This window comes from Streptomyces sp. NPDC006208, assembly GCF_040613775.1.
Lineage (GTDB): Bacteria > Actinomycetota > Actinomycetes > Streptomycetales > Streptomycetaceae > Streptomyces.
This window is the reverse complement of the sequence record NZ_JBEXSW010000024.1, coordinates 46,844-66,712: the sequence shown is the minus strand read 5'-3', so window position 1 is coordinate 66,712 and position 19,869 is coordinate 46,844. Positions and strand designations below refer to the sequence as shown.

The 19,869-nt window shown below is 71.0% G+C and carries 22 protein-coding genes and 1 pseudogene; 11 read left to right on the top strand and 12 right to left on the bottom strand.

Features of this window, described 5'->3' with window-relative positions; genetic code table 11:
• Positions 1 to 9 precede the first annotated feature (9 nt).
• From ABZ208_RS20850 to ABZ208_RS20840, 3 genes are all read left to right on the top strand, one after another.
• A complete protein-coding gene (locus ABZ208_RS20850; protein ID WP_356910948.1) occupies positions 10 to 174 on the top strand; it encodes a hypothetical protein in 165 nt (54 codons plus the stop codon).
• Positions 175 to 465: 291 nt separating this feature from the next.
• Positions 466 to 1,806 carry a transcriptional regulator gene (locus ABZ208_RS20845; protein ID WP_356910947.1) on the top strand — a complete coding sequence of 447 codons (1,341 nt, stop codon included), beginning with the start codon at positions 466 to 468 and terminating at the stop codon, positions 1,804 to 1,806.
• A gap of 51 nt (positions 1,807 to 1,857) precedes the next feature.
• On the top strand, positions 1,858 to 2,388 hold the full coding sequence (locus tag ABZ208_RS20840; protein WP_356910946.1) for an NUDIX hydrolase: 531 nt from the start codon (positions 1,858 to 1,860) through the stop codon (positions 2,386 to 2,388).
• Positions 2,389 to 2,452: 64 nt separating this feature from the next.
• Here ABZ208_RS20840 and ABZ208_RS20835 read toward each other — a convergent pair whose 3' ends face one another.
• Positions 2,453 to 2,710, bottom strand: a complete 258-nt coding sequence (locus ABZ208_RS20835) for a hypothetical protein (RefSeq protein WP_356910945.1) — start codon at positions 2,708 to 2,710, stop codon at positions 2,453 to 2,455.
• Between the two features lie 152 nt (positions 2,711 to 2,862).
• Positions 2,863 to 3,723, bottom strand: coding sequence for a 3-hydroxybutyryl-CoA dehydrogenase (locus ABZ208_RS20830; protein ID WP_328402645.1), 861 nt, complete (start codon positions 3,721 to 3,723; stop codon positions 2,863 to 2,865).
• Positions 3,724 to 3,906: 183 nt separating this feature from the next.
• On the opposite strand from ABZ208_RS20830, the gene ABZ208_RS20825 reads away from it, so the two are divergent.
• On the top strand, positions 3,907 to 5,163 hold the full coding sequence (locus ABZ208_RS20825; protein WP_356910944.1) for a family 10 glycosylhydrolase: 1,257 nt from the start codon (positions 3,907 to 3,909) through the stop codon (positions 5,161 to 5,163).
• On the opposite strand, the gene ABZ208_RS20820 is transcribed toward ABZ208_RS20825, so the two are convergent.
• Together ABZ208_RS20820 and ABZ208_RS20815 are read right to left on the bottom strand one after the other, a co-directional pair.
• Positions 5,164 to 5,352, bottom strand: a complete 189-nt coding sequence (locus ABZ208_RS20820) for a DUF1918 domain-containing protein (RefSeq protein ID WP_356910943.1) — start codon at positions 5,350 to 5,352, stop codon at positions 5,164 to 5,166.
• Between the two features lie 101 nt (positions 5,353 to 5,453).
• Positions 5,454 to 6,350, bottom strand: coding sequence for a DMT family transporter (locus ABZ208_RS20815; RefSeq protein WP_356910942.1), 897 nt, complete (start codon positions 6,348 to 6,350; stop codon positions 5,454 to 5,456).
• Between ABZ208_RS20815 and ABZ208_RS20810 the strand changes: the two genes are divergently transcribed.
• From ABZ208_RS20810 to ABZ208_RS20800, 3 genes are all read left to right on the top strand, one after another.
• Complete coding sequence (locus ABZ208_RS20810; RefSeq protein WP_356910941.1) at positions 6,349 to 7,785, top strand: PLP-dependent aminotransferase family protein; 1,437 nt, start codon at positions 6,349 to 6,351, stop codon at positions 7,783 to 7,785. The genes ABZ208_RS20815 and ABZ208_RS20810 overlap by 2 nt on opposite strands.
• 115 nt (positions 7,786 to 7,900) lie before the next feature.
• Positions 7,901 to 8,332 carry a GNAT family N-acetyltransferase gene (locus ABZ208_RS20805; protein WP_356910940.1) on the top strand — a complete coding sequence of 144 codons (432 nt, stop codon included), beginning with the start codon at positions 7,901 to 7,903 and terminating at the stop codon, positions 8,330 to 8,332.
• A gap of 38 nt (positions 8,333 to 8,370) precedes the next feature.
• Positions 8,371 to 8,946: a histidine phosphatase family protein gene (locus ABZ208_RS20800; protein WP_356910939.1), complete on the top strand. Its 576-nt coding sequence runs from the start codon at positions 8,371 to 8,373 to the stop codon at positions 8,944 to 8,946.
• A gap of 18 nt (positions 8,947 to 8,964) precedes the next feature.
• On the opposite strand, the gene ABZ208_RS20795 is transcribed toward ABZ208_RS20800, so the two are convergent.
• The 7 genes and pseudogenes from ABZ208_RS20795 to ABZ208_RS20765 all read right to left on the bottom strand — a co-directional run bounded on the left by ABZ208_RS20795 (position 8,965) and on the right by ABZ208_RS20765 (position 13,484).
• Positions 8,965 to 9,372: a PPOX class F420-dependent oxidoreductase gene (locus ABZ208_RS20795; RefSeq protein ID WP_356910938.1), complete on the bottom strand. Its 408-nt coding sequence runs from the start codon at positions 9,370 to 9,372 to the stop codon at positions 8,965 to 8,967.
• A gap of 62 nt (positions 9,373 to 9,434) precedes the next feature.
• Positions 9,435 to 10,682 carry an RNA polymerase sigma factor gene (locus tag ABZ208_RS20790; protein ID WP_356910937.1) on the bottom strand — a complete coding sequence of 416 codons (1,248 nt, stop codon included), beginning with the start codon at positions 10,680 to 10,682 and terminating at the stop codon, positions 9,435 to 9,437.
• Positions 10,682 to 11,032, bottom strand: coding sequence for a YciI family protein (locus tag ABZ208_RS20785; protein ID WP_356910936.1), 351 nt, complete (start codon positions 11,030 to 11,032; stop codon positions 10,682 to 10,684). The genes ABZ208_RS20790 and ABZ208_RS20785 overlap by 1 nt, the downstream gene beginning before the upstream one ends.
• Before the next feature lie 159 nt (positions 11,033 to 11,191).
• A pseudogene (locus ABZ208_RS20780) lies at positions 11,192 to 11,377 on the bottom strand (hypothetical protein); the annotation flags it as partial.
• Between the two features lie 143 nt (positions 11,378 to 11,520).
• The gene (locus tag ABZ208_RS20775; RefSeq protein ID WP_356910935.1) at positions 11,521 to 12,246 is read right to left on the bottom strand and encodes a DUF899 domain-containing protein; all 726 of its coding nucleotides are present in this window, start codon (positions 12,244 to 12,246) and stop codon (positions 11,521 to 11,523) included.
• A 361-nt stretch (positions 12,247 to 12,607) separates the two neighbouring features.
• On the bottom strand, positions 12,608 to 13,024 hold the full coding sequence (locus ABZ208_RS20770) for a VOC family protein (protein ID WP_328402671.1): 417 nt from the start codon (positions 13,022 to 13,024) through the stop codon (positions 12,608 to 12,610).
• A gap of 10 nt (positions 13,025 to 13,034) precedes the next feature.
• Positions 13,035 to 13,484 (bottom strand): helix-turn-helix transcriptional regulator, encoded by a 450-nt coding sequence (locus ABZ208_RS20765; protein ID WP_356910934.1) that lies wholly within the window; start codon positions 13,482 to 13,484, stop codon positions 13,035 to 13,037.
• Positions 13,485 to 13,713: 229 nt separating this feature from the next.
• Here ABZ208_RS20765 and ABZ208_RS20760 point away from each other — a divergent pair, with 229 nt between their 5' ends.
• The 4 genes from ABZ208_RS20760 to ABZ208_RS20745 all read left to right on the top strand — a co-directional run bounded on the left by ABZ208_RS20760 (position 13,714) and on the right by ABZ208_RS20745 (position 18,070).
• Positions 13,714 to 13,878, top strand: a complete 165-nt coding sequence (locus ABZ208_RS20760) for a hypothetical protein (protein ID WP_356910933.1) — start codon at positions 13,714 to 13,716, stop codon at positions 13,876 to 13,878.
• A gap of 120 nt (positions 13,879 to 13,998) precedes the next feature.
• Entirely contained in the window at positions 13,999 to 16,200 is a 2,202-nt protein-coding gene (locus tag ABZ208_RS20755; RefSeq protein WP_356910932.1) for an MMPL family transporter, read from the top strand.
• Between the two features lie 5 nt (positions 16,201 to 16,205).
• Entirely contained in the window at positions 16,206 to 17,435 is a 1,230-nt protein-coding gene (locus tag ABZ208_RS20750; protein ID WP_356910931.1) for a sensor histidine kinase, read from the top strand.
• A complete protein-coding gene (locus tag ABZ208_RS20745; RefSeq protein ID WP_356910930.1) occupies positions 17,432 to 18,070 on the top strand; it encodes a response regulator transcription factor in 639 nt (212 codons plus the stop codon). Before ABZ208_RS20750 ends, ABZ208_RS20745 begins: the two co-directional genes overlap by 4 nt.
• A gap of 57 nt (positions 18,071 to 18,127) precedes the next feature.
• Here the strand turns inward: ABZ208_RS20745 and ABZ208_RS20740 are convergent, their stop codons facing one another.
• Positions 18,128 to 19,294 carry an alanine--tRNA ligase-related protein gene (locus tag ABZ208_RS20740; RefSeq protein WP_356910929.1) on the bottom strand — a complete coding sequence of 389 codons (1,167 nt, stop codon included), beginning with the start codon at positions 19,292 to 19,294 and terminating at the stop codon, positions 18,128 to 18,130.
• Positions 19,295 to 19,869 lie beyond the last annotated feature (575 nt).

Here is a 19,869-nt window from a genome sequence, read left to right as displayed (position 1 = left end):
CCGCCACGCGTGGATGCGCCCCTCACGCGTGTGCGGGCCGGAAGCCGCCCCCGCCGGGGGCGGATCGCCGACGATGTGGTGCTGCTGGTGCTGCGCGACGACCGCACACGGGCATCGGCGCAGACCGGTGACACCGCCCTGCGCCGTACCCGACCGGAACCCTCCAATCGATAGCTCTCCGCAGCCGTGTGCAGTGTTCGGCAGGAGTGGGACTGCCGACGGCCGGCGCCGCCCGCCCTGCCGCGGAGTGTCGGGCAGATCAGCAGGGCAGACGACGCGATCGGGGCCGCCGCACTGTACGAGGGGGAGCCGGCGGCCCGGCCGCCTCTGTGAGAGGCCCTTCAGTCAACCGGCGCGCACCGCGCAGCGGCAGCGTACGCAAGGCACAGAAAAGCGCACTTGTTTCACACCCCGTGCGAATCGTCCTCTACTACGCTGAGCGGACCGAGTCACCGGAGGGTGCCCATGCAGCCCAACACCCTGCTCGACGCCCTGCTCGACGAAGCGGGCATCTCGCACGCCGGACTTGCCGCCCGCGTCAACCATGCGGGCAGGGCCAGAGGCCTGTCGCTGCGGTACGAACACACGGCCGTGGCACGGTGGTTGAAGGGCCAGCGCCCGCGCGGCCAGGTGCCCGACCTGATCTGCGAGGTGTTCGCCGGCCGGCTGCACAGGGTGATCACGCTCGGCGACATCGGACTTGCCACGCCCGGCCGGCCGTCGCCACAGGGCGCCTCCTCGCTCTCCGGATTCGTGGACCGCGCAACAGCCCTGTGGCGCTCCGACGAGCAGCAACGGCCGCATATCGTCGGGGCGCCGGCCGTCACCGGCACCCCCGCCGTGATGCCCGTGTGGGAGTGGGAGAACCCGCCCGAGGACGCGGATGTCTCGCGCAGCGGCACGACCCGGGTCAGCATGGCCGACATCAAGATGCTGCGTGCCGCGCGGGCGCACTACGAGCTGATGTACCGCAAGGCCGGCGGTGTCGCCGTCCGTGCGCGTGTCGTCGGCTTCCTCAACGCGGAGACCGCACCCCTGCTGCGCGGCGCCTACAGCGACGCACTCGGCCGTCAACTGCACCGTGCCACGGGCGGGCTGGTGGCGGTGGCGGGCATCTGTGCGTACGACTCCGACGCGCACGGTCTCGCCCAGCGCTACTTCCATCAGGCACTGCGCCTGGCAAAGGCCAGCGGCGACCGGGGACTTGGCGCCTATGTGATCGCGCTGCTGGTCAACCAGTCGCTGTACATGGGCGAGTACCGGCAGGCGGTGGCGTTCGCCGAGGCGGCGCTGCGGGCTGCCGGTCACCAGATCACGCCGGCGCTGTCCGCGGACCTGTACGCGATGCAGGCGAAGGCGTACGCACACCTGGGTGACAGCAGCAGCGCGCTGCGATGCATCCACTGCGCCGAGTCCGAGGCGGAGCGGATCCGCCCGGGCCATGAACCGGACGAGACGGGGTACGTGCAACCGGGACTGGTGAATGTCCAGGTGGCCGAAGCGCTGCTCAGCCTCGGTGATCTGACGGAGGCTCGGGAACATGCCACGGCAGCCGTCGGCACCCCGGCCCACGACCGCGGCCGGGTGCACCGGCTCGCGATGCTGAGCCAGATCGAGATGCGCGCGGGCGAGATGGACCGGGCGGCACGGACGGCGGCCGAGATGGTGGAGCGGGCGCGGGGGATGGAGTCGCAGCGGCTGCGCGACCGGCTGCGTGCCGTGCGGCGGGCCCTCGCGGCGAGCGGCTGCGCCGACGCCGAGGAAGCGGCCGAGCTCATCGACGGGGCACTGCGCGTTCCCCTGTGACCGTAGTCCTGCTGCGATGTTGCCACCTACTTGTCGGAAGGTGGCACACACGTGCAGTGGACAAACTTAAGCGAACACACTGTGTATGAGAACCGCTGGTTCAGGGTCAACCTCGCGGATGTCGCGCTGCCCGACGGCCGGCATCTGGACCACTTCCTGATCCGGCTGCGTCCGGTTGCCGTCGCGACCGCGGTCAACGAGGCCAACGAGGTGCTGCTGCTGTGGCGGCACCGGTTCATCACGGACAGCTGGGGCTGGGAGCTTCCCGCCGGTGTCGTCGAGGACGGCGAGGACATCGCGGCCGCCGCCGCCCGTGAGATGGAGGAGGAGACCGGCTGGCGGCCGGGCCCCCTCCGGCATCTGCTCACCGTGGAGCCGTCCAACGGGCTCACGGACGCGCGCCACCATCTCTACGTCGCCGACGAGGCCACGTACATGGGCCACCCCGAGGACGACTTCGAGTCCTCCCGACGGGAGTGGATCTCCCTGAAACTGGTGCCCGACATGATCGCGCGCGGCGAGGTCCCGGCCGCCAACATGGCGGCCGGGCTGCTGATGCTGCACCATCTGCGGCTGGGCTGATCCGACGGGGTCGGCGCGGCAGGGCTGATCGGACGGGGCGGGCGCGGCAGGGGAGGCGAGGCGCCTACGGCCCGAGCGCCTGCCACACCGCGACGGCCAGTGCTCCGAGCGCGGTCAGTGCGGCAACGGCGGGCAGCGGCCACCGGGCATGCTCAAGTGCCCCCACGCGCGCGGCCAGATCGGTCAGGTCCCGGTCGATCTGGCCGTTGCGCTGGGCGAGAAGCTCCAGCCGGCCGTCGATCCGGGCGAGGCCGACATCGAGGCTGCGGCGCAGTTCTGCGAACTCCTCGACGGCCAGTAAGTGATCAGCGTCGGTTGTCACGGATGTCGCTCCTGTTCGGGGGGTGTACGGCGGACCCTTGACTGAGCGGGTCCGAGTCAACCCTCCCTGCTCGGGGAGCGGGAGCGTGTGCGCACGGCATATGCGGGCACGCCCCTCGCACCCCGTGTGAATCAGGAGCGGGCGTCAGGCGCTCAGGAGTACGGGTAGAAACCGGATCCCGTCTTGCGGCCGAGCCGGCCCGCGTCCACCATCCGCTGGAGCAGCGGGGGAGCGGCGTACAGCGGCTCCTTGAACTCGGCGTACATCGAGTCGGCGACCGAGGCGACCGTGTCCAGGCCGATCAGGTCGGAGAGCTTCAGCGGACCCATCGGGTGGGCGCAGCCCATCTCCATGCCGTTGTCGATGTCCTCACGGCTGGCGATGCCCGACTCGAACATCCGGATCGCGGAGAGCAGATACGGGATGAGCAGCGCGTTGACCACGAAGCCCGAGCGGTCCTGGGCGCGGATCGGGTGCTTGTCGAGCACGCGCTGCACGACGGCCTCGGACCGCTTGACGGTCTCCTCGGACGTGGTCAGCGCCGGGATCAGCTCCACCAGCTTCTGGACCGGTGCCGGATTGAAGAAGTGGATGCCGATGACCTGGTCGGGGCGCGAGGTCGCGACGGCGAGCTTCACCAGCGGGATCGAGGAGGTGTTGGAGGCCAGGATCGCGTCCTGGCGGGTCACCACCTGGTCGAGAATCTGGAAGATCTCCGTCTTGACCTGCTCGTTCTCCACGACGGCCTCGATGACGAGATCGCGGTCGGCGAACTCCCCGAGGTCGGTGGTGAAGGTGAGGCGCTCCAGGGTCGCGTCGCGCTCCGCCTCGGTGATCTTGCCGCGCTCGGCGGCCTTGGACAGGGAGTTGTGCAGGCGGGTACGCCCGATCTCCAGGGCCTCGCCCGTGGTCTCGGCGACCTTCACCTCGAGGCCGCTTCTGGCACACACCTCCGCGATGCCCGCGCCCATCTGGCCGCAGCCCACCACTCCGACGCGTGCAATATCGGCCATTGAGTCCGTCACCTCGTGCCTTTCGCTGATACTCGTGCGGCGGGGTCCCCGTATGGTTCCGGTGCCCGCCCCGACCCCATGACGTTACTCCGGGAGTATGCGTGTCCGGCCGCCAGGTCCGGGCATGCTGCTTGAATACGGAGAGTCACGACGGCGCACATCGAGTGGGCAGGGGTCAGTCATATGGCACGTATCGGGCGAAGGGGTTTCGTGGCAGCCGCCGCCGGGGCGCTGTCCGCGCTGGCGGCGACGGGGGATGCGGCCGCGGCGTCAGACCGGCCGGCCGTCGCACCGCCGCGCACCAGGGCCGAACGGCGCGAATTCCGCGGGATGTGGCTGGCTTCGGTCGGCAACCGGGACTGGCCGTCGGCGCCCGGCCTCAGCGCAGCGGCGCAGCGCGCCGAGCTGCTCGCCCACCTCGACAGTGCGGTCGCCCGCCGGCTGAATGTGGTGATCTTCCAGGTGAGGCCTACGGCGGACGCGCTGTGGCCGTCCCCGTACGAGCCCTGGAGCCAGTATCTGAGCGGCGTCCAGGGCAGGAATCCCGGCTGGGACCCGCTCGGTACGGCGGTGACCGAGGCCCACCGCCGCGGTCTCCAGCTGCACGCCTGGTTCAACCCCTACCGGGTGGCGAACCACACCGACCCCTCACTGCTGGTCCCGAACCACCCCGCCCGGCGGCACCCCGGCTGGATCCTGCCGTACGGCGGCAAGCTGTATTACAACCCCGGCATCCCCGAGGTCCGCCGCTTCGTCCAGGACGCGATGATGGACGCCGTCAGCCGGTACGCCGTCGACGCGGTGCACTTCGACGACTACTTCTACCCGTATCCCGTCGCGGGACAGGTCTTCCGGGACGACGCCACCTATGCCCGCTACGGCGCCGGACACCCGGACAAGGCCTCCTGGCGGCGTAGCAACATCGACCGGCTGGTGAGCGAGATGGCCGCCCGTATCACCAAGGCCAAGCCCGGCGTCCGCTTCGGGATCAGCCCGTTCGGCGTGTGGCGCAATTCCGCGACCGACCCGCGCGGCTCGGCGACGGCCGCCGGTGTCCAGACCTACGACGACCTGCACGCCGACACCCGCACATGGGTCCGGCAGGGCTGGATCGACTATGTCGTTCCGCAGGTCTACTGGAACATCGGCTTCCAGGCCGCCGACTATGCGGCCCTGGTTCCCTGGTGGGCGGACGTCGCCCGGGGGACCGGCGTCGAGCTGTACATCGGCGAAGCGCTGTACAAGGCGGGCATGCCCGGTCAGCCCGCGCCCTGGCAGGATCCGGCGGAGCTGTCCAGGCACCTCACCTTCGCCCGGCGGTACGCGACGGTCCGCGGCCACTGCTTCTTCTCGGCGAAAGAGGTCATGACGGACCCGACCGGGGCGATGGCAAAGGTGGTCGCCGACCACTATCCGACCCGGGTGAGACCCCCGAGCTGATCAGGTCTGCTCGTGGCGTACGACGGTGTCGGGACCGGGGGACATCAGCGCCTCGTGCCCGTCCTCGAAGCGGACGCGGAACGGGGGGTTGCCCTCAGGGCCCAGCACCTCGACGACTTCGGCGACCTTGTCGTGCTGTCCCACGATCCTGCCGTGCATCAGCAGCTTGTCGCCCACGTTCGCTTGCATCTGGGAGTGACCTCCTCGGAGAGGTTGGTCGTGCCTGACTTCGAGTCTACGGCCGGGGGCACGAGTTGCACCTCCGGCTCCGCCCGTGGTCGTTTGCCCCTTCAACCGCCGGTGCGCTGGGTGACGGCGATGCACACCAGCACCGCGACCGCGGCGAGCGGCGCAGCCGGGGAGAGCCGCTCGCCGAGCAGGGACACGGACCACACGAGAGTGAGCAGCGGCTGGGCCAGCTGAAGCTGACTGGCCTTCGCGATCCCGATCTGCGCCATCCCCCGGTACCAGACGTACAGACCGAAGAACGTCGAGCCGGCCGCGACCCACAGCACGCCGATCACGCCGTGCGTCCCGAGGCGCACCGGCTCGTAGGCGAGCGCGACGGCCGATCCGGCGACGGCGAGCGGCAGGCACAGCATCAGCGCCCAGCCGATCACCTGCCAGCCCGGCATCACCGCGGCCAGCCGGCCGCCCTCGGTGTAGCCGGCGGCGCATACCAGCAGCGCGCCGAAGAGATACAGGTCACCGGTGTGCAGCGCACCACCGCTCTGCTGGACGGTGAAGGCGAGCACCACGCCAGCACCGGCGAGCGCCGCGGCCCAGAAGGTGCGGGAGGGACGGCGGCGGGTGCGCAGGGCGGCGAAGGCCGCGGTGGTCAGCGGCAACAGTCCCACCACCACGGCGGCGTGTGCGGAGGTGGAGGTCTGCAGGGCGAGCGTCGTCAGCAGCGGGAAGCCCACCACCACGCCGCCTGCGACGACGGTGAGCGGGGCCCAGTGCCCGCGGTGGGGGACCGGCACCCGCAGCGCCAGCAGGAAACCGCCCGCGACCAGGGCGGCAAGCACGCTGCGTACGGCGACCAGGGACCAGGGGCCGAAGCTCTCCATGCCCCAGACCGTGGCCGGAAAGGTCAGCGAGAAGGCGACGACGCCGAGCGCGGCGAGAAGGGTGCCACTGCTCACCGCTATCGAGGTGGTGGGAGTAGCGCTATCCTGTGCTGTCATGCAAGAGCGTAGCAGTGTGGCGGAACTGGCGAACTCGCTGAAGAGCGAACTGGACCGCTACTCGCCAGGAGGGAAGCTGCCGTCCAGCCGGGCGCTGGTCGAGCGCTACCGGGTCTCCCCGGTCACCGTCTCCCGTGCTCTCGCCCAGCTCGCCGCCGAAGGTCTGGTCGTCACGCGACCCGGCGCAGGCGCCTTCCGGGCCCGGCCCCGCACCGACACCCCACCACCGGGGGACACCTCCTGGCAGGAGGTCACCCTCAGCGCGGACGCGGCGACCGAAGTCGTGCCGCGCGCGGTCGACGCGTCCGGCGTGCTCGTCACGCTCGCCGCGCCACCCGCGGGAGTCGTCGAGTTCAACGGCGGCTACCTGCATCCCTCGCTCCAGCCGGAACGGGCCATGGCCGGCGCGCTGGCCCGCGCGGGACGCCGCCCCGGGGCCTGGGGCCGGCCGCCGACCGACGGGCTGCCCGAACTGCGCGAGTGGTTCGCCCGCGGAGTCGGCGGCACCGTCGGCGCGGCCGATGTGCTGGTCACCGCCGGCGGCCAGTCGGCCCTGACCACCGCGCTGCGCGCCCTCGCCCCGCCCGGCGCCCCCGTCCTCGTCGAATCACCCACCTACCCCGGCATGCTCGCCATCGCCCGGGCCGCGGGGCTGCGACCGGTGCCCGTCCCCGTGGACCCCGACGGTGTGCGCCCGGACCTCCTTGCCGCGGCGTTCCGCGCCACCGGAGCGCGTGTGTTCGTGTGCCAGCCGCTGTTCCAGAACCCGACCGGTGCAGTCCTCGCCCCGGAGCGCCGCCCCGAGGTGCTGCGCATCGCCCGCGAAGCCGGAGCCTTCGTGATCGAGGACGACTTCGCGCGCCGCCTGGTCCACGAGGACGCCGGCCCGCTGCCCAGACCCCTGGCCGCCGACGACCCCGACGCAGTGGTCGTCCACGTCAGTTCGCTCACCAAGGCGACCTCGCCCAGCCTGCGCGTGGGCATGCTCGCCGGCCGCGGTCCGGTGCTGGAGCGGCTGCGGGCCATCCATGTCGTCGACACCTTCTTCGTCCCCCGCCCGCTCCAGGAAGCGGCCCTGGAACTGGTCGGTGCCCCGGCCTGGAACCGCCATCTGCGCCGTGTGGCCGCCGAGCTGAAGGGCCGCCGCGACACCATGACCGCGGCACTGCGGATGCACCTGCCCGAACTGTCCCTGCCGCACATCCCGTCCGGCGGCCACCACCTGTGGCTGCGCCTGCCGGACGCCATGGACGAGAGTGCCCTTGTCGCCGCCGCCCTCCGGGCGGATGTCGCGGTCGCCCCCGGCCGCCCCTACTTCTGCGCCGAACCCCCCGCCGGACACATCCGGTTGAGCTTCGCGGGCGTCGCGGGCCCGGCCGAGATCGAGGAGGGGGTGCGCCGGCTGCGGACGGCGTGCGACGAATGGCCGGCATGACCCCTGACCTGCCCCGGGGCCAGGACACCGGCCGTGACGACCGACGGCCGCCGCCTGCCCCCGGCCGGGATCATTGAGCGTGACAGCCGGCGACCGGTCATGCGATTGTCGCGCCATGAGTGAGACGACCCATGGCCCTTACACGATCTCCGCCGACCCGGGCCGCCTCGACGCGGCCCGGGTGCACCACTGGCTCTCGAGCGATGCCTACTGGGCACTCGGCCGCAGCCGGGAGCGGCAGGACCTCGCCATCGCCGGATCGCTCAACTTCGGCGCGTACGAAACAGCTTCGGGCGAGCAGGTCGCCTACGCGCGCGTCATCACGGACGGGGCCACCTTCGCCTACCTCTGCGACGTCTACGTCGACCCGTCCGCCCGCGGGACGGGCCTGGGCACCGCCCTCGTCGCCGCGGTGCGTGACCATCTCGCGCCGCTCGGGCTGAACCGGATCCTGCTCACCACCGACGACGCTCACGGTGTGTACGAGAAGGTCGGATTCCAGGTGGTCGGCAACCCCGGGAACTGGCTGCAGATCGCCTTCAAGTGACTCTTGACCTGCGCGGCGTTCCCGTTCACCATCACGCCATGAGTGTGAGGGTCACGTTGGTCGCCGCCGCGCGCAGCTCTTCGCTGCTCGCCGAGCGGTTCGACGACGACCGTCCACTGGACCTGGTGGGCTGGCAGGAGGTGCGGCTCGCCGCGCACGCCCTTGTGCCGCTGAGCGCCGCCGAGCTGCGGTACTGCTCGCCGACCCCCCGCAGCCGGGCGACCGGCGAGGCGCTCGGCCTCTTTCCCATGGCCCAGCCCGCGCTGCGGGACTGCGACATGGGCCGCTGGCGCGGGTTCACGCTCTCCGAGGTGACCGCCCGCGAGCCTGCCGCCGTCGACGCGTGGTTCGCCGACCCGCGCTCGGCGCCGCACGGCGGCGAGCCGCTGCTCGCGTTCATCGGACGCATAGGGAGCTGGCTGGACACCCGCCCCGCCGACGACGGCGGCACCATCGTCGCCGTGACCGAACCGGCGGTCGTCCGAGCGGCCCTGGTGTACGCCCTGAGGCTGCCGCCGGCCACCTACTGGGCGGTGGACGTGCGCCCGCTGTCGACCGTGACCCTCACGGGCCTCTCCGGTCACTGGAGCCTGCGCCTGGAGGCGACGGCGTGACGCCCCGGCCGCGCGGCATCACGCGGCCGTTCCCACCACCCGCTCGGGCGTGATGCGGATGACGATCCGTACGACCTCCGGCGGCAGCTCCAGGTACTCCGCGCCCGCACCCGGGCCCTCGTACTGCTCCGCCAGCCGGACCGCGAGCTCGCGTCCCGCGTCCTCGGTGATCGTTGCGGTGCCGCGCACCTCCACGTACTGCAGCGGGTCCTCGAGGTCGTACACGGTCACGCTCACCCGTGGGTCGGCCGCGATGTTCCGGTCCTTGCGGCGGCCCGCCTCGGAGGAGATGACCAGGGCGTCGCCGTCCCTGGCGATCCAGACCACGGAGGTCTGAGGGCTCCCGTCAGGGAGGACGGTGGCCAGCACCGCGGGGTTCGGCGCATCGAGCAGCCGGCGGGCGGCCGTGCTGAGGGAAACAGACATGCGCGACAGGGTAACCCGGCCTCCTCACCAGGCTGTTGGCAATCCTGGAGGCCTTTCCTGGGCTACGGTGCTTCCCGCAGCCCGTCCCGCCTGCGGCGCAGGAAGGCAATCTCCTCCGCGTTCCCCGCGCACCCGATCGCCGCGTCGTACTCCGTCGTCGCCTCCGCCCTGCGGCCCAGGCGCACCAGCAGATCGGCGCGGACCGCATGGAAGACATGGAAGCCGTCGAGCGCGGAGCCGAGACCGTCGACCAGGCCGAGCGCGGTGGCCGGGCCCTCGACCTCGGCCACCGCGACGGCGCGGTTGAGCGCCACGACCGGGCTGGGCGCGATCGACGCCAGTTGGTCGTACAGCCGCAGGATCTGCCCCCAGTCCGTCTCCGCGACCGCCGAGGCTTCGCTGTGCACGGCACTGATCGCCGCCTGGATCTGGTACGGCCCCGGGCACCCGCGGCGCAGGCACCGCCGTACCAGCGTGTGCCCCTCGGCGATCAGAGCGGCATCCCACCGGCCCCGGTCCTGGTCGGCCAACAGCACCAGTTCGCCGCCCGGGCCCGTCCGCGCCGCGCGGCGGGACTCGGTGAGCAGCATCAGTGCGAGCAGACCGGTCACCTCCGGCTCGTCGGGCATCAGGGCGGCCAGCAGCCGCCCGAGGCGTACCGCTTCCACGCACAGGTCCTCGCGTACGAGCCGGTCGCCCGAGCCCGCCGCGTACCCCTCGTTGAAGATCAGGTAGACCACGGCGAGCACGGCGGGCAGCCGGTCGGGCAGTTCGGCCTCGCCGGGCACCCGGTAGGGGATCCGCGCATCCCGGATCTTGCCCTTGGCGCGGACCAGACGCTGGGCCATGGCGGGCTCGGCGACCAGGAACGCCCGGGCGATCTCGGCGGTGGTGAGACCGCCGAGCAGCCGCAGGGTCAGGGCGACCTGGGCGGCCGGGGCGAGCGCCGGGTGGCAGCAGGTGAAGATCAGACGCAGCCGTTCGTCGCGCACCGGCCCCTCCTCCTCGCCGTCGTGGTCGTGGGCATGCAGCAGGGCGGCCTGGGCGTGCCGGTCGGCGCGGGACGCCTCCCGGCGAAGGCGGTCGATCGCCCGGTTGCGCCCGGTGGTGATGATCCATCCCGCGGGGCTCGGCGGCAGCCCGGTCGTGGGCCAGCGTTCGAGGGCCGTGGCGAACGCGTCCTGGACCGCCTCCTCGGCGATGTCGATGTCACCGAAGACCCGGACCAGGACGGCGACCGCGCGACCGTACTCCTCGCGGAAGACACGCTCGACCGCAGCTGCGGGCATCTCGGGCAGGCCGGACGGCATCAGACGTGGTCGTGCTGCAGCGGCCTCACCTCGATCGGGAGCGTGATCGCCCGGGCGAGCTTGCGCCCCCACTCCAGCGCCGCGTCGAGATCGGGGGCCTGGATGACGGTGAAACCGCCGAGGTGCTCCTTGCCCTCGACATACGGGCCGTCGGTGGTGAGCACCTCCTCACCCTTCAGCCGCAGCACGGTGGCCGTGCTCGGCGCATGGAGTCCGCCCGAGAACACCCAGGCCCCCGCCTCCTTGAGCTCCGCTTTCAGGGCCTCGACATCGCGCATGATCGGATCCAGCACCTCGGGCCCCGGCGGCTCGCCGTCGGGCTGGTAGATGCTGAGCAGATACTGCTGCATGACGCTCCTCCTCCGCGGGGTGGCATCCGGCCCGCCCCTGTCTCACTCTCTACACGAACGGCTTCCCGCCGGATCGACAGCAGAGACGGAATTCGCTCAGAACGCCACCGGCTCACGGATCAGGGGGTGGGTCATGCAGTGCCTGCCGCCCCCGCCCGCGGCCCCGGCGACACCTGTCTCCTGGGCGAAGCTCCGCGGCAGCGAGAACACACCCCCGCCCACCGCCGAGCCGTCGGCCGTTGCCGTCGCCGTAGGCGTCATCAAGGTCAGCTCGGCGGTCGGCGGTGCTGCGTCGGCAGTGTCGGCCCGGTCCGTCGTGGTGTCACGGTGGCCACCGGCGTGCAGCGAGGTGGCACATGCGGTTCCGGCTGAGCCCACCCGTGCCCCCCCATGGGCCGCAGAACGCCGGGCCCTGCGGTCCCTGGCCCGCCGCGACCCGGGTGAGTCCTCCACAGCCGACCGGACCGCTCGGCCGCCGGATGCAGGGCTCAGTCACTCCGGCCCCGTGGGCCTCGGCGAGTCTGGGCACGCCACTCCTCCGCCGGCTCGGCGTCGCCGTATTCGTCGTGCCAGTTCCACCATTCGTACGGCGGGGTCTGGGGATACTGCTCGGGCGAGTCCTCCCATGTCTCCTGCCGCCCGAGCGCAGTCATGTCGAGGTAGCTCCAGGTGCTCCCCAGCGCCTCGTCGCCGCGGGCGTTGATGAAGTAGGTGCGGAACACTCTGTCGCCCTCGCGGACGAACGCGTTCGTGCCGTGCCACTCGTCCACGCCGAAGTCGGTGTCGAACTCGTCGGTGATCGTGTACCAGGGCATCGACCAGCCCATCCGCGCCTTCACGCGCCCGATGTCCGGCTGCGCCGCGCGCGAGACGAAGGCGAGCGTGGTGTCGCGGGCGTTCATATGGGCAAGGTGGCCGACGTGGTCAGCGACCATGGAGCAGCCGCGGCAAGCGTGGTCAGGCCAGCCGAACACCCCGGGCTCGAAGAAGGCGCGGTAGACGATCAGCTGACGGCGCCCCTCGAACAGGTCGAGCAGGCTCGCCCTGCCCTCGGGTCCGTCGAACTCGTACGCCTTCTCCACCGCCAGCCACGGCATCCGCCGTCGCTTGGCGGCCAGTGCGTCACGGGCGCGGGTCAACTCCTTCTCTTCCACAAGCAGCTGCTCGCGCGCGGCCTCCCAGTCCTGCAGCGAAACGATCGGGGGTGTCTTCATTGCGACGTGCACCTTCCAGTTCGGTCCGAGCTCATGCGCCGGCCAGGAGTGCGAGCCGGGCGCTGCTCAGCGGGACCCCTTGTGTTCAGGGTCGGCCGCCACCGTCACGGGCGCACGTCGATGCGCAGGAAATCGAGCATGAGTTCCCATGTGTGGATGGCTCCGACCCGCTTGCGCCACTGCCGCACGCCGGCGGCGCGGGCTGAACGCTTCCGTTGGCGAGTCCCGCCGGACGGGGACGCACCATCACGCATGCGGGTCAAGGAGCCGGATCGCCTGCGCCCGCCGCTGAGTTGCAGGCTCCGCAGTCATCGGCCGGGCACTGTCGCAGGCGCAGGCGAACCGGACCTTCGATGAGGGGTCAGCGCGTACGGGGCTGGGTGAAGCGGAGCATGTTGCCGGCCGGGTCGCGGAAGGCGCAGTCGCGGACGCCGTAGGGCTGGTCGACCGGCTCCTGGAGGACTTCGCCGCCGGCGGCCCGGATCTGTTCGAAGGTGGCGTCGCAGTCGTCGGTGGAGAAGATCACACCGCGCAGCATGCCTTTGGCCAGCAGTTCCGCCATCGCCTGCCTGTCGGCCGGCGAGGCGTTGGGGTCGGCGAGCGGCGGTTCGAGGACGATCTCCACGTCCGGCTGCGCGGGCGCCCCGAGGGTCAACCAGCGCATCCCCTCGAACGCGACGTCGTTGCGCACCTCCAGGCCGAGGGCGTCGCGGTAGAAGGTGAGCGCCTTGTCATGGTCGTCGACTGCGATGAAGCACTGTGAGAGCTTGATGTTCATGGCTTCGACGCTACGAGGCGGCGGCGGATTCCGCTTCTCCGATCCTGACCGGTTCGCCGCTCCTGGGCGGTCGCGTGAGGATCTTGGCCATGCACGCCGGGATCGCGGCGCCCGCCTCGTGGCGGCGGGCCCGGTACGCGCTCGGGCTCTCGCCGACCAACTCGGTGAAGCGCGAGCTGAACGACCCCAGTGAGGTACATCCGACGGCGAAGCAGACCTCCGTCACGCTCAGGTCGCCCCGCCGCAACAGCGCCTTGGCCCGCTCGACACGGCGGGTCATCAGGTAGCTGTAGGGCGTCTCACCGAAAGCGGCGCGGAAGCTGCGGGAGAAGTGCCCGGCCGACATGAGGGCGACGGCGGCCAGCGCCGGAACGTCCAGCGGCCGCGCGTAGTCGCGGTCCATCACGTCCCGAGCGCGGCGCAGCCTGACGAGGTCCTCAAGTGTCACGTGCACCAGCATCGCACGGCAGCGGACGCCGCCCCGGTCGGCCGCTGCCGCCCCCGGTGCGGGGCTCGATGCGCCTGGGCTGATCTCGTCGATCGCGGCGTGCGGGGCCGGGTGACGATGGAGGCGACGGAGCAGGCGATGCCCTTGCGCCCCGACCCCGGCGCACACGCCAGGGCGCTGCCGGCGGCCGTCACCTGTCGGCAGCCCACCCCGGGACGGTGGGCAGCACCTTCTCGGCGACGTGAGCAGCACCGCGTCCTCCGGCGCCTCCGACGCCCTGTCGGCCGACGAACAGGACATGACCCGCTACACCTCCCTCAACGACGCCGCCCGCGACCTGTACGTCGACCGGCCCGGGACCGCCCGCGACCGGCGTCTGCCGACCCGGTCGAATGAACGCGGCTGACACCGCCCGGCCGGCCGCCTGCGGGGGGTTTCCCCACCCCCGGGTCCACCGATCGGTGGACGGCAGGTTCAACCTGACACCTCTGTCCGCCAACTGCCCTGCTCAACAAGACTTTTGGGCATGAACTCACTCACTGTACGTATGGCGCGCCGGAGTGCGCGGCACCCCTGGCGGGCGGTCGCCGGATGGCTTGTGTTCGTGATGCTGTGCCTGGTCGTCGGTGGAGCCGTCGGCACCAGCAGCGCCAAGACGGCGGACTACCGCGTCGGCGAGGCAGGCCGGGCCGAGGCCATGGCGGCCGAGGGGCGTCTGGAGCGCCGCTCCACCGAGCAGGTGCTGATCTCCGCCCGGTCGGGCGCCCTCGACAAGCAGGCCGCCGAAGCGGCCGCGCGGGACCTCACGGCCCGGATGAAGGCACTGCCCGAGGTTGCCGGCGTGGCCGCCCCGCTGTGGTCGGGCGACGGCCGGATCGTCATGGTCGAGGTGGCGCTGAAGGGCGAGGAGCGGGACGCGAAGGACAAGGTCGACGCACTGGTCGCACAGACCGAGGCCGTCCAGAAGTCCCACCCCCGGCTACTGCTCGAGGAGACCGGAAGCCCTTCCATCAGCAAGGGGGTCGAACAGCAGCGCGGCGAGGACCTGGCGCTGTCCGAGAAGATCACGCTTCCGGTCACGCTGGTCACGCTGCTGGTCGTCTTCGGTTCGGTCGTCATGGCCACAGTGCCGCTGCTGCTCGCGCTGTCGTCGATTGCGGCGGCGATCGGCCTGTCGATGGTGGCCTCGCATCTCTCCCCCGACGCCGGGGTCGGCACGAACGTCATCCTGATGATCGGTCTCGCGGTCGGCGTCGACTACACACTCTTCTACCTCAAACGGGAACGCGAGGAGCGGGCCCGCAGCGGCGGCCGGCTGAGCACCGAGGCGCTGGTGGAGCTGGCGGCGGCCACGTCGGGCCGTGCGGTCGTGGTGTCGGGGCTGGCGGTCGTCGCCTCTACCGCGACGCTGTATCTGGCCTCCGACGTGATCTTCTCCTCGCTCGCCACCGGCACCGTCGTGGTCGTCCTGGTCGCCGTGGCCAGCTCCCTGACGGCGCTGCCCGCACTGCTGGCCGTGCTCGGTAAGCGGGCGGAACGCAAGGCACGGCGCCGGGCGGAGCGCGGGAAACCGGCCCGGTGGACACGCGGCGAGGGTGGCGGCCGCATCTGGACGGCGCTGCTGCGGCCCGCCGCCGGGCATCCCCTCGCCACGCTCTGCGTCTCGGTCCTCGCCCTGCTCGCCCTCGCCCTTCCGCTGGCCGGGCTGAAGATCACGGAGATGAGCCGGGACACACACTCCCGCGAGATCCGTGCGATGCAGGTGTACGACCGCCTCAACAAGGCCTTCCCTGAGCAACGGGTCACGCACGACATCGTCGTACGCGCCGACGCCTCGCGCGTCCAAGAGGTCGACGGGGCACTGCGCAGGCTCGCCGAACTCGCCGACAGCGACCCGCTTTTCGCCGACGGCTCGCGGATCACGACATCGGCCGACCACCGGACCAGCGTCCTGCGGCTGAAGGTGCCGCATCTCGGCAACTCCCCTCAGGCCTACGACTCCCTCGACCACCTGCGCAACGACTACCTGCCGACCACCGTCGGCCCGATCGAGGGCGCGGAGTACGGCGTCAGCGGTGACGTCGCCCGGTACGCCGACTATCCGGCCCACCAGAACAGCAAACTCCCGCTGGTGCTCGGGGCGTTGCTCTTCGTGACGTTCGTGATGACCGTGTACGTCTTCCGTTCAGCGGTGCTCGGCCTGATCGGTGTCGTACTGAACCTGCTGTCGGCCGCGGCCGCGCTCGGGCTGCTCGTCCTCGTCTTCCAGGGGACCTGGGCCGAGGGGCTGCTGGACTTCCGATCCACAGGTTCGATCGGGTCGCGCGTCCCGCTCTTCCTCTTTGTGATCCTTTTCGGACTCTCCATGGACTACCAGGTGTTCGTGGTCAGCCGGATCAGGGAGGCCGCGCTCGCCGGTGTCCCCACGCGGCAGGCCGTGCTCGACGGGATCCGCAGGTCGGCGAGCGTGGTCACCAGTGCCGCGGTCGTGATGACGACCGTCTTCGTGAGCTTCGTCTTCCTGCACATCATCGAGATGAAGCAGATCGGTTTCGTCCTCGCGGCGGCCGTGCTGCTCGACGCCTTCGTCGTCCGGATCATGATCCTGCCGTCGGCCCTGCTCCTGCTCGGCGAGGCCACCTGGTGGCCGTCACGTGCGGCGCGACGTGCCTCGGCCGTGCCCGGCCGAGCAGCGACCCATGGAAAACCGGCAGTTGACGTACGTTGATCGATATGACTGCTCTTGCCGGGCCCTCCGCCGACGTCTTCTGGTCCGCTTCGCTGCGCCGATGGAACGCGGTGTGCTGGGTACTGTTCGCCGCGATGGCGGTCGGGCTCGCCGCGATGGACCGGCCCGGCGGGAGCAGGTACTGGGCGCTCGCGATGCTCGGCTGCGTGGTGCTCTGCTACGCGCTCCTGGATCGCTTCCCCGACCACTCCGTCGTACGGCCGCACGTCTATCTCACCGTGCTCGTGCTCGCGCTCGGCGGGCTTGCGTACCTGCGCAGCAGCTATGCGGCACTGTTCATGGTGACGCTGCCGCACTACTGGATGTTCGGGCGGACCCCCAGGGCTTCCATGGGGTTCCTGGGGCTGGCGGCCGCCGCGACGCTGGCGGGGAGCTGGTCCCGGCAGGGCTGGTCACTGGAGTTCTTCAGCGAGACGCTGGTGTCCACCCTGATCGTCGTGGCCGTGGGGGTCCTGATCGGGCTGTGGGCGCACTCGGTGGTCGCGCAGAGCACCGAACGGGCCCGACTGATCGTCGAGTTGGGGCGGACTCAGGCGGAGCTCTCCGAGGCGCACAAGCGTCAGGGGGCGGCGGACGAACGGGAGCGGATGGCGCGGGACATCCACGACACCCTTGCGCAGGGATTCGCGTCGATCGTCGTGCTCGCGGAGGCGGCCCGGGCGGGACTCGCCTCCGATCCGGCACGCAGCGCCCAGCAACTGCGCTCGATCGAGTCGACGGCCCGTGAGAACCTCGCCGAGGCACGGGAGCTGGTGGGCTCGGCACAGCAACAGGGCGGGGCGGCGGCCGGCTCCGTGGCGCAGACACTGCGCCGCATCCTCGACCGCTTCGCGGAGGACACGGGGCTCACGGTGATCGCCGACCTGGCGGACGTGGCGTGCGACCAGCAGACCCGGATCGCGCTGCTGCGCTGTACCCAGGAGTCCCTGGCCAACGTCCGCAAACACGCGCACGCGTCCACGGTCGGGGTGATCCTGACCCTCCGGCCGTACCGGGTGGAGCTGGAGGTCACCGACGACGGCACCGGTCTCGTCCCGGAGGAATCGACGGGTTTCGGGCTCGACGGGATGCGCAAACGCCTGGCGGAACTGGGCGGCCGGCTGATGGTCACCAGCTCGGTCGGCGACGGCACGCGGGTCCTGGCGGTGCTTCCCATGGAGACGCCGAAGGACGGCGACGAGGACAGCGACAAGGGGAGGGGGGTGACAGGATGACCGGCGGACGAGTCCGGGTGGTCGTCGTGGACGACCACACCGTGATGCGGGCGGGCGTGATTGCCCTGCTCGCCGGTGAGGAAGGCATCGAGATCGTCGGGGAGGCGGGAGACGGCAGGGCGGCCCTCGAACTCGTCGAGCGGTACGACCCCGATGTCGCGCTCATCGACCTGCGGATGCCGGTGCTCGACGGTGTGGGGACGACAGCCGAAATCGTCGCCCGATACCCGCACACCCGGGTCCTGATCCTGACGACATACGACACCGACCAGGACATCGAGCGCGGAGTGGAGGCCGGCGCCATCGGCTATCTCCTCAAGGACACGACCCGCGAACAGCTCGCCGACGCGATCCGCTCAGCGGCACGCGGCGAGACCGTCCTCGCCCCCCGTGTGGCCGAGAAGCTGATCGCGCGCATGCGCCGCCCGGCGCAGGAGCCGCTGACCGCACGCGAGACCGACGTCCTCAACGCCGTGGCCGACGGCCTGACCAATGCCGAGATCGGCAAACGCCTCGTCATCACGGAGGCCACGGTCAAGACCCATCTCCTGCGCCTGTTCGCCAAGCTCGACGTGAACGACCGGACGCGGGCGGTGGTGGTGGCCCTGGAGAGGGGACTGCTGCAGCGACCCTAGCCGGCGGCGCCTCCTCCATGGCTGCCTGTCCTGCCGAGCCCGCTTGCACCTGTGTCGTCACCCCTGCCGCAGGCTCGTGACCAGGTCGCGTGGCAGACCATGGGTGTCGTGGAGGTAGTGGAAGTCCTCCTCGGTCAGCGGGCCTTGGAACCGGGGTCGGGCGAGCACCTGGCGGCCGCGCTCCAGGAGCCGACGGAACCGGCGCTCCTCCTCGAGCAACATCCGAAGCACGTCGCCTGGACGCATGTCCTGCCGGAAGTGGTCCAGGGTGTGCTGCACCAGTTCGTTCGGCAGGTCTTCGACACCACGCGAGGGATCGTCCCGCCACAGCACGGTGAGCACTCGTCGCACCAGGCGTCGCAGCACGTAGCCCCGTCCGGTGTTGGCCGGGCGCACGCCGTCGCCGAGCACCACGACGGCCGAGCGCAGGTGGTCGCAGACCAGACGCAGCGACGGTTCTTCCAGGGGCCACAGGGTCGGCACGAGGCGGCGCCAGGGGTCGAAAACGTCGCACTCGAATACGGACGACTTGCCTTGGAGCAGTGAGGCCAGCCGCTCCAGGCCGAGTCCGGTGTCGACGTTGCGCTGGGGAAGAGGCACGAGGGAACCGTCGTCGAGCCGGTGGTGGCTCATCATCACGTGGTTCCACACCTCCACCCACCGGTCGTCGCGGGTGGGTGTCGACCGCGGCGGGCAGTCACCGCTCCACAAGAAGATCTCCGAGTCGGGACCGCACGGTCCGACAGGTCCGTTGGACCACCAGTTGTCCTCCACGGTGAGTTCAACGGGGACGCCGCGGTCCTGCCACAGCTGAAGCGAAGCGGTGTCCGGTCCGGTCCGGTCGTCGCCGGCATAGGCGGTGGCGTGCAGCAGGCCAGGATCGATACCGAGTCCCTCGGTGAGCAGCCCGTATCCCCAGTCGAGACTGAGCGGGCCTCCGTAGTCGCCCAGCGACCAGGTGCCGAGCATCTCGAAGACCGTCAGGTGAGTGGCGTCGCCGATCTCCTCCAGGTCCGTGGTGCGCAGACAGCGCTGCACGTTGACCAGCCGCCTGCCCAGCGGATGGGGGCGGCCCTCCAGGTACGGAGTGAGGGGGTGCATGCCGGAGGTGGTGAAGAGCACGGGGTCGCCAGGTGGTGGCAGCAGCGTCGAGCCGACGATCCGGCGATGGTCACGTTCTTCGAAGTACTCGACGAACGTCCTGACGAGCTGTTCCGTGTTCACGGGATGACTCCTTCGCATCACAGCGGGGGAGGCACCGGAGAACGGGACCGTTCAGTCGTCCGACCGAAGACAGGGGCGCCACGGCACTACCGACGGACCGTTTCCGGTCGCCGGGGAGAGGGGAAAGTCAGGCGGCGGCAACCGGCGAGCTGGTCGCTCGCGCGGTTGCGGTGGTGCTCGGGCCGTTGACGTTCATGCGGGCGACCATAACGCGGCCCTGCCCACCGAAGCACACGAATTTGCCGCCAGAACGTCCCGGCCCCACGCGCCGGTCACCGTCCCGCGAGACAGCGCTGCCGGGCGTGATTCCAACCGTGCAGGAGGACAGGGACCATCGCGGGCGTGGTTGGGGCGGCCAGGCTCGTCCGTCGGCCGTGGAGCCGCAGCTTCGTGCGGAGGCGCCGCCCCGGGGGCGGCCGCCGACCTCCACAGCGAACGCCCCTCAACGCGGCGTTCCATGTCCGCCGTGGTTGCGGGCAAAGGGAGCCGAACGCTGAATTCGGCGTACCTGTGATCGGCGAAACCCGCCTGCTCCGCTAACATGTTCGAGCTCACAACGATCACATTGAAATATG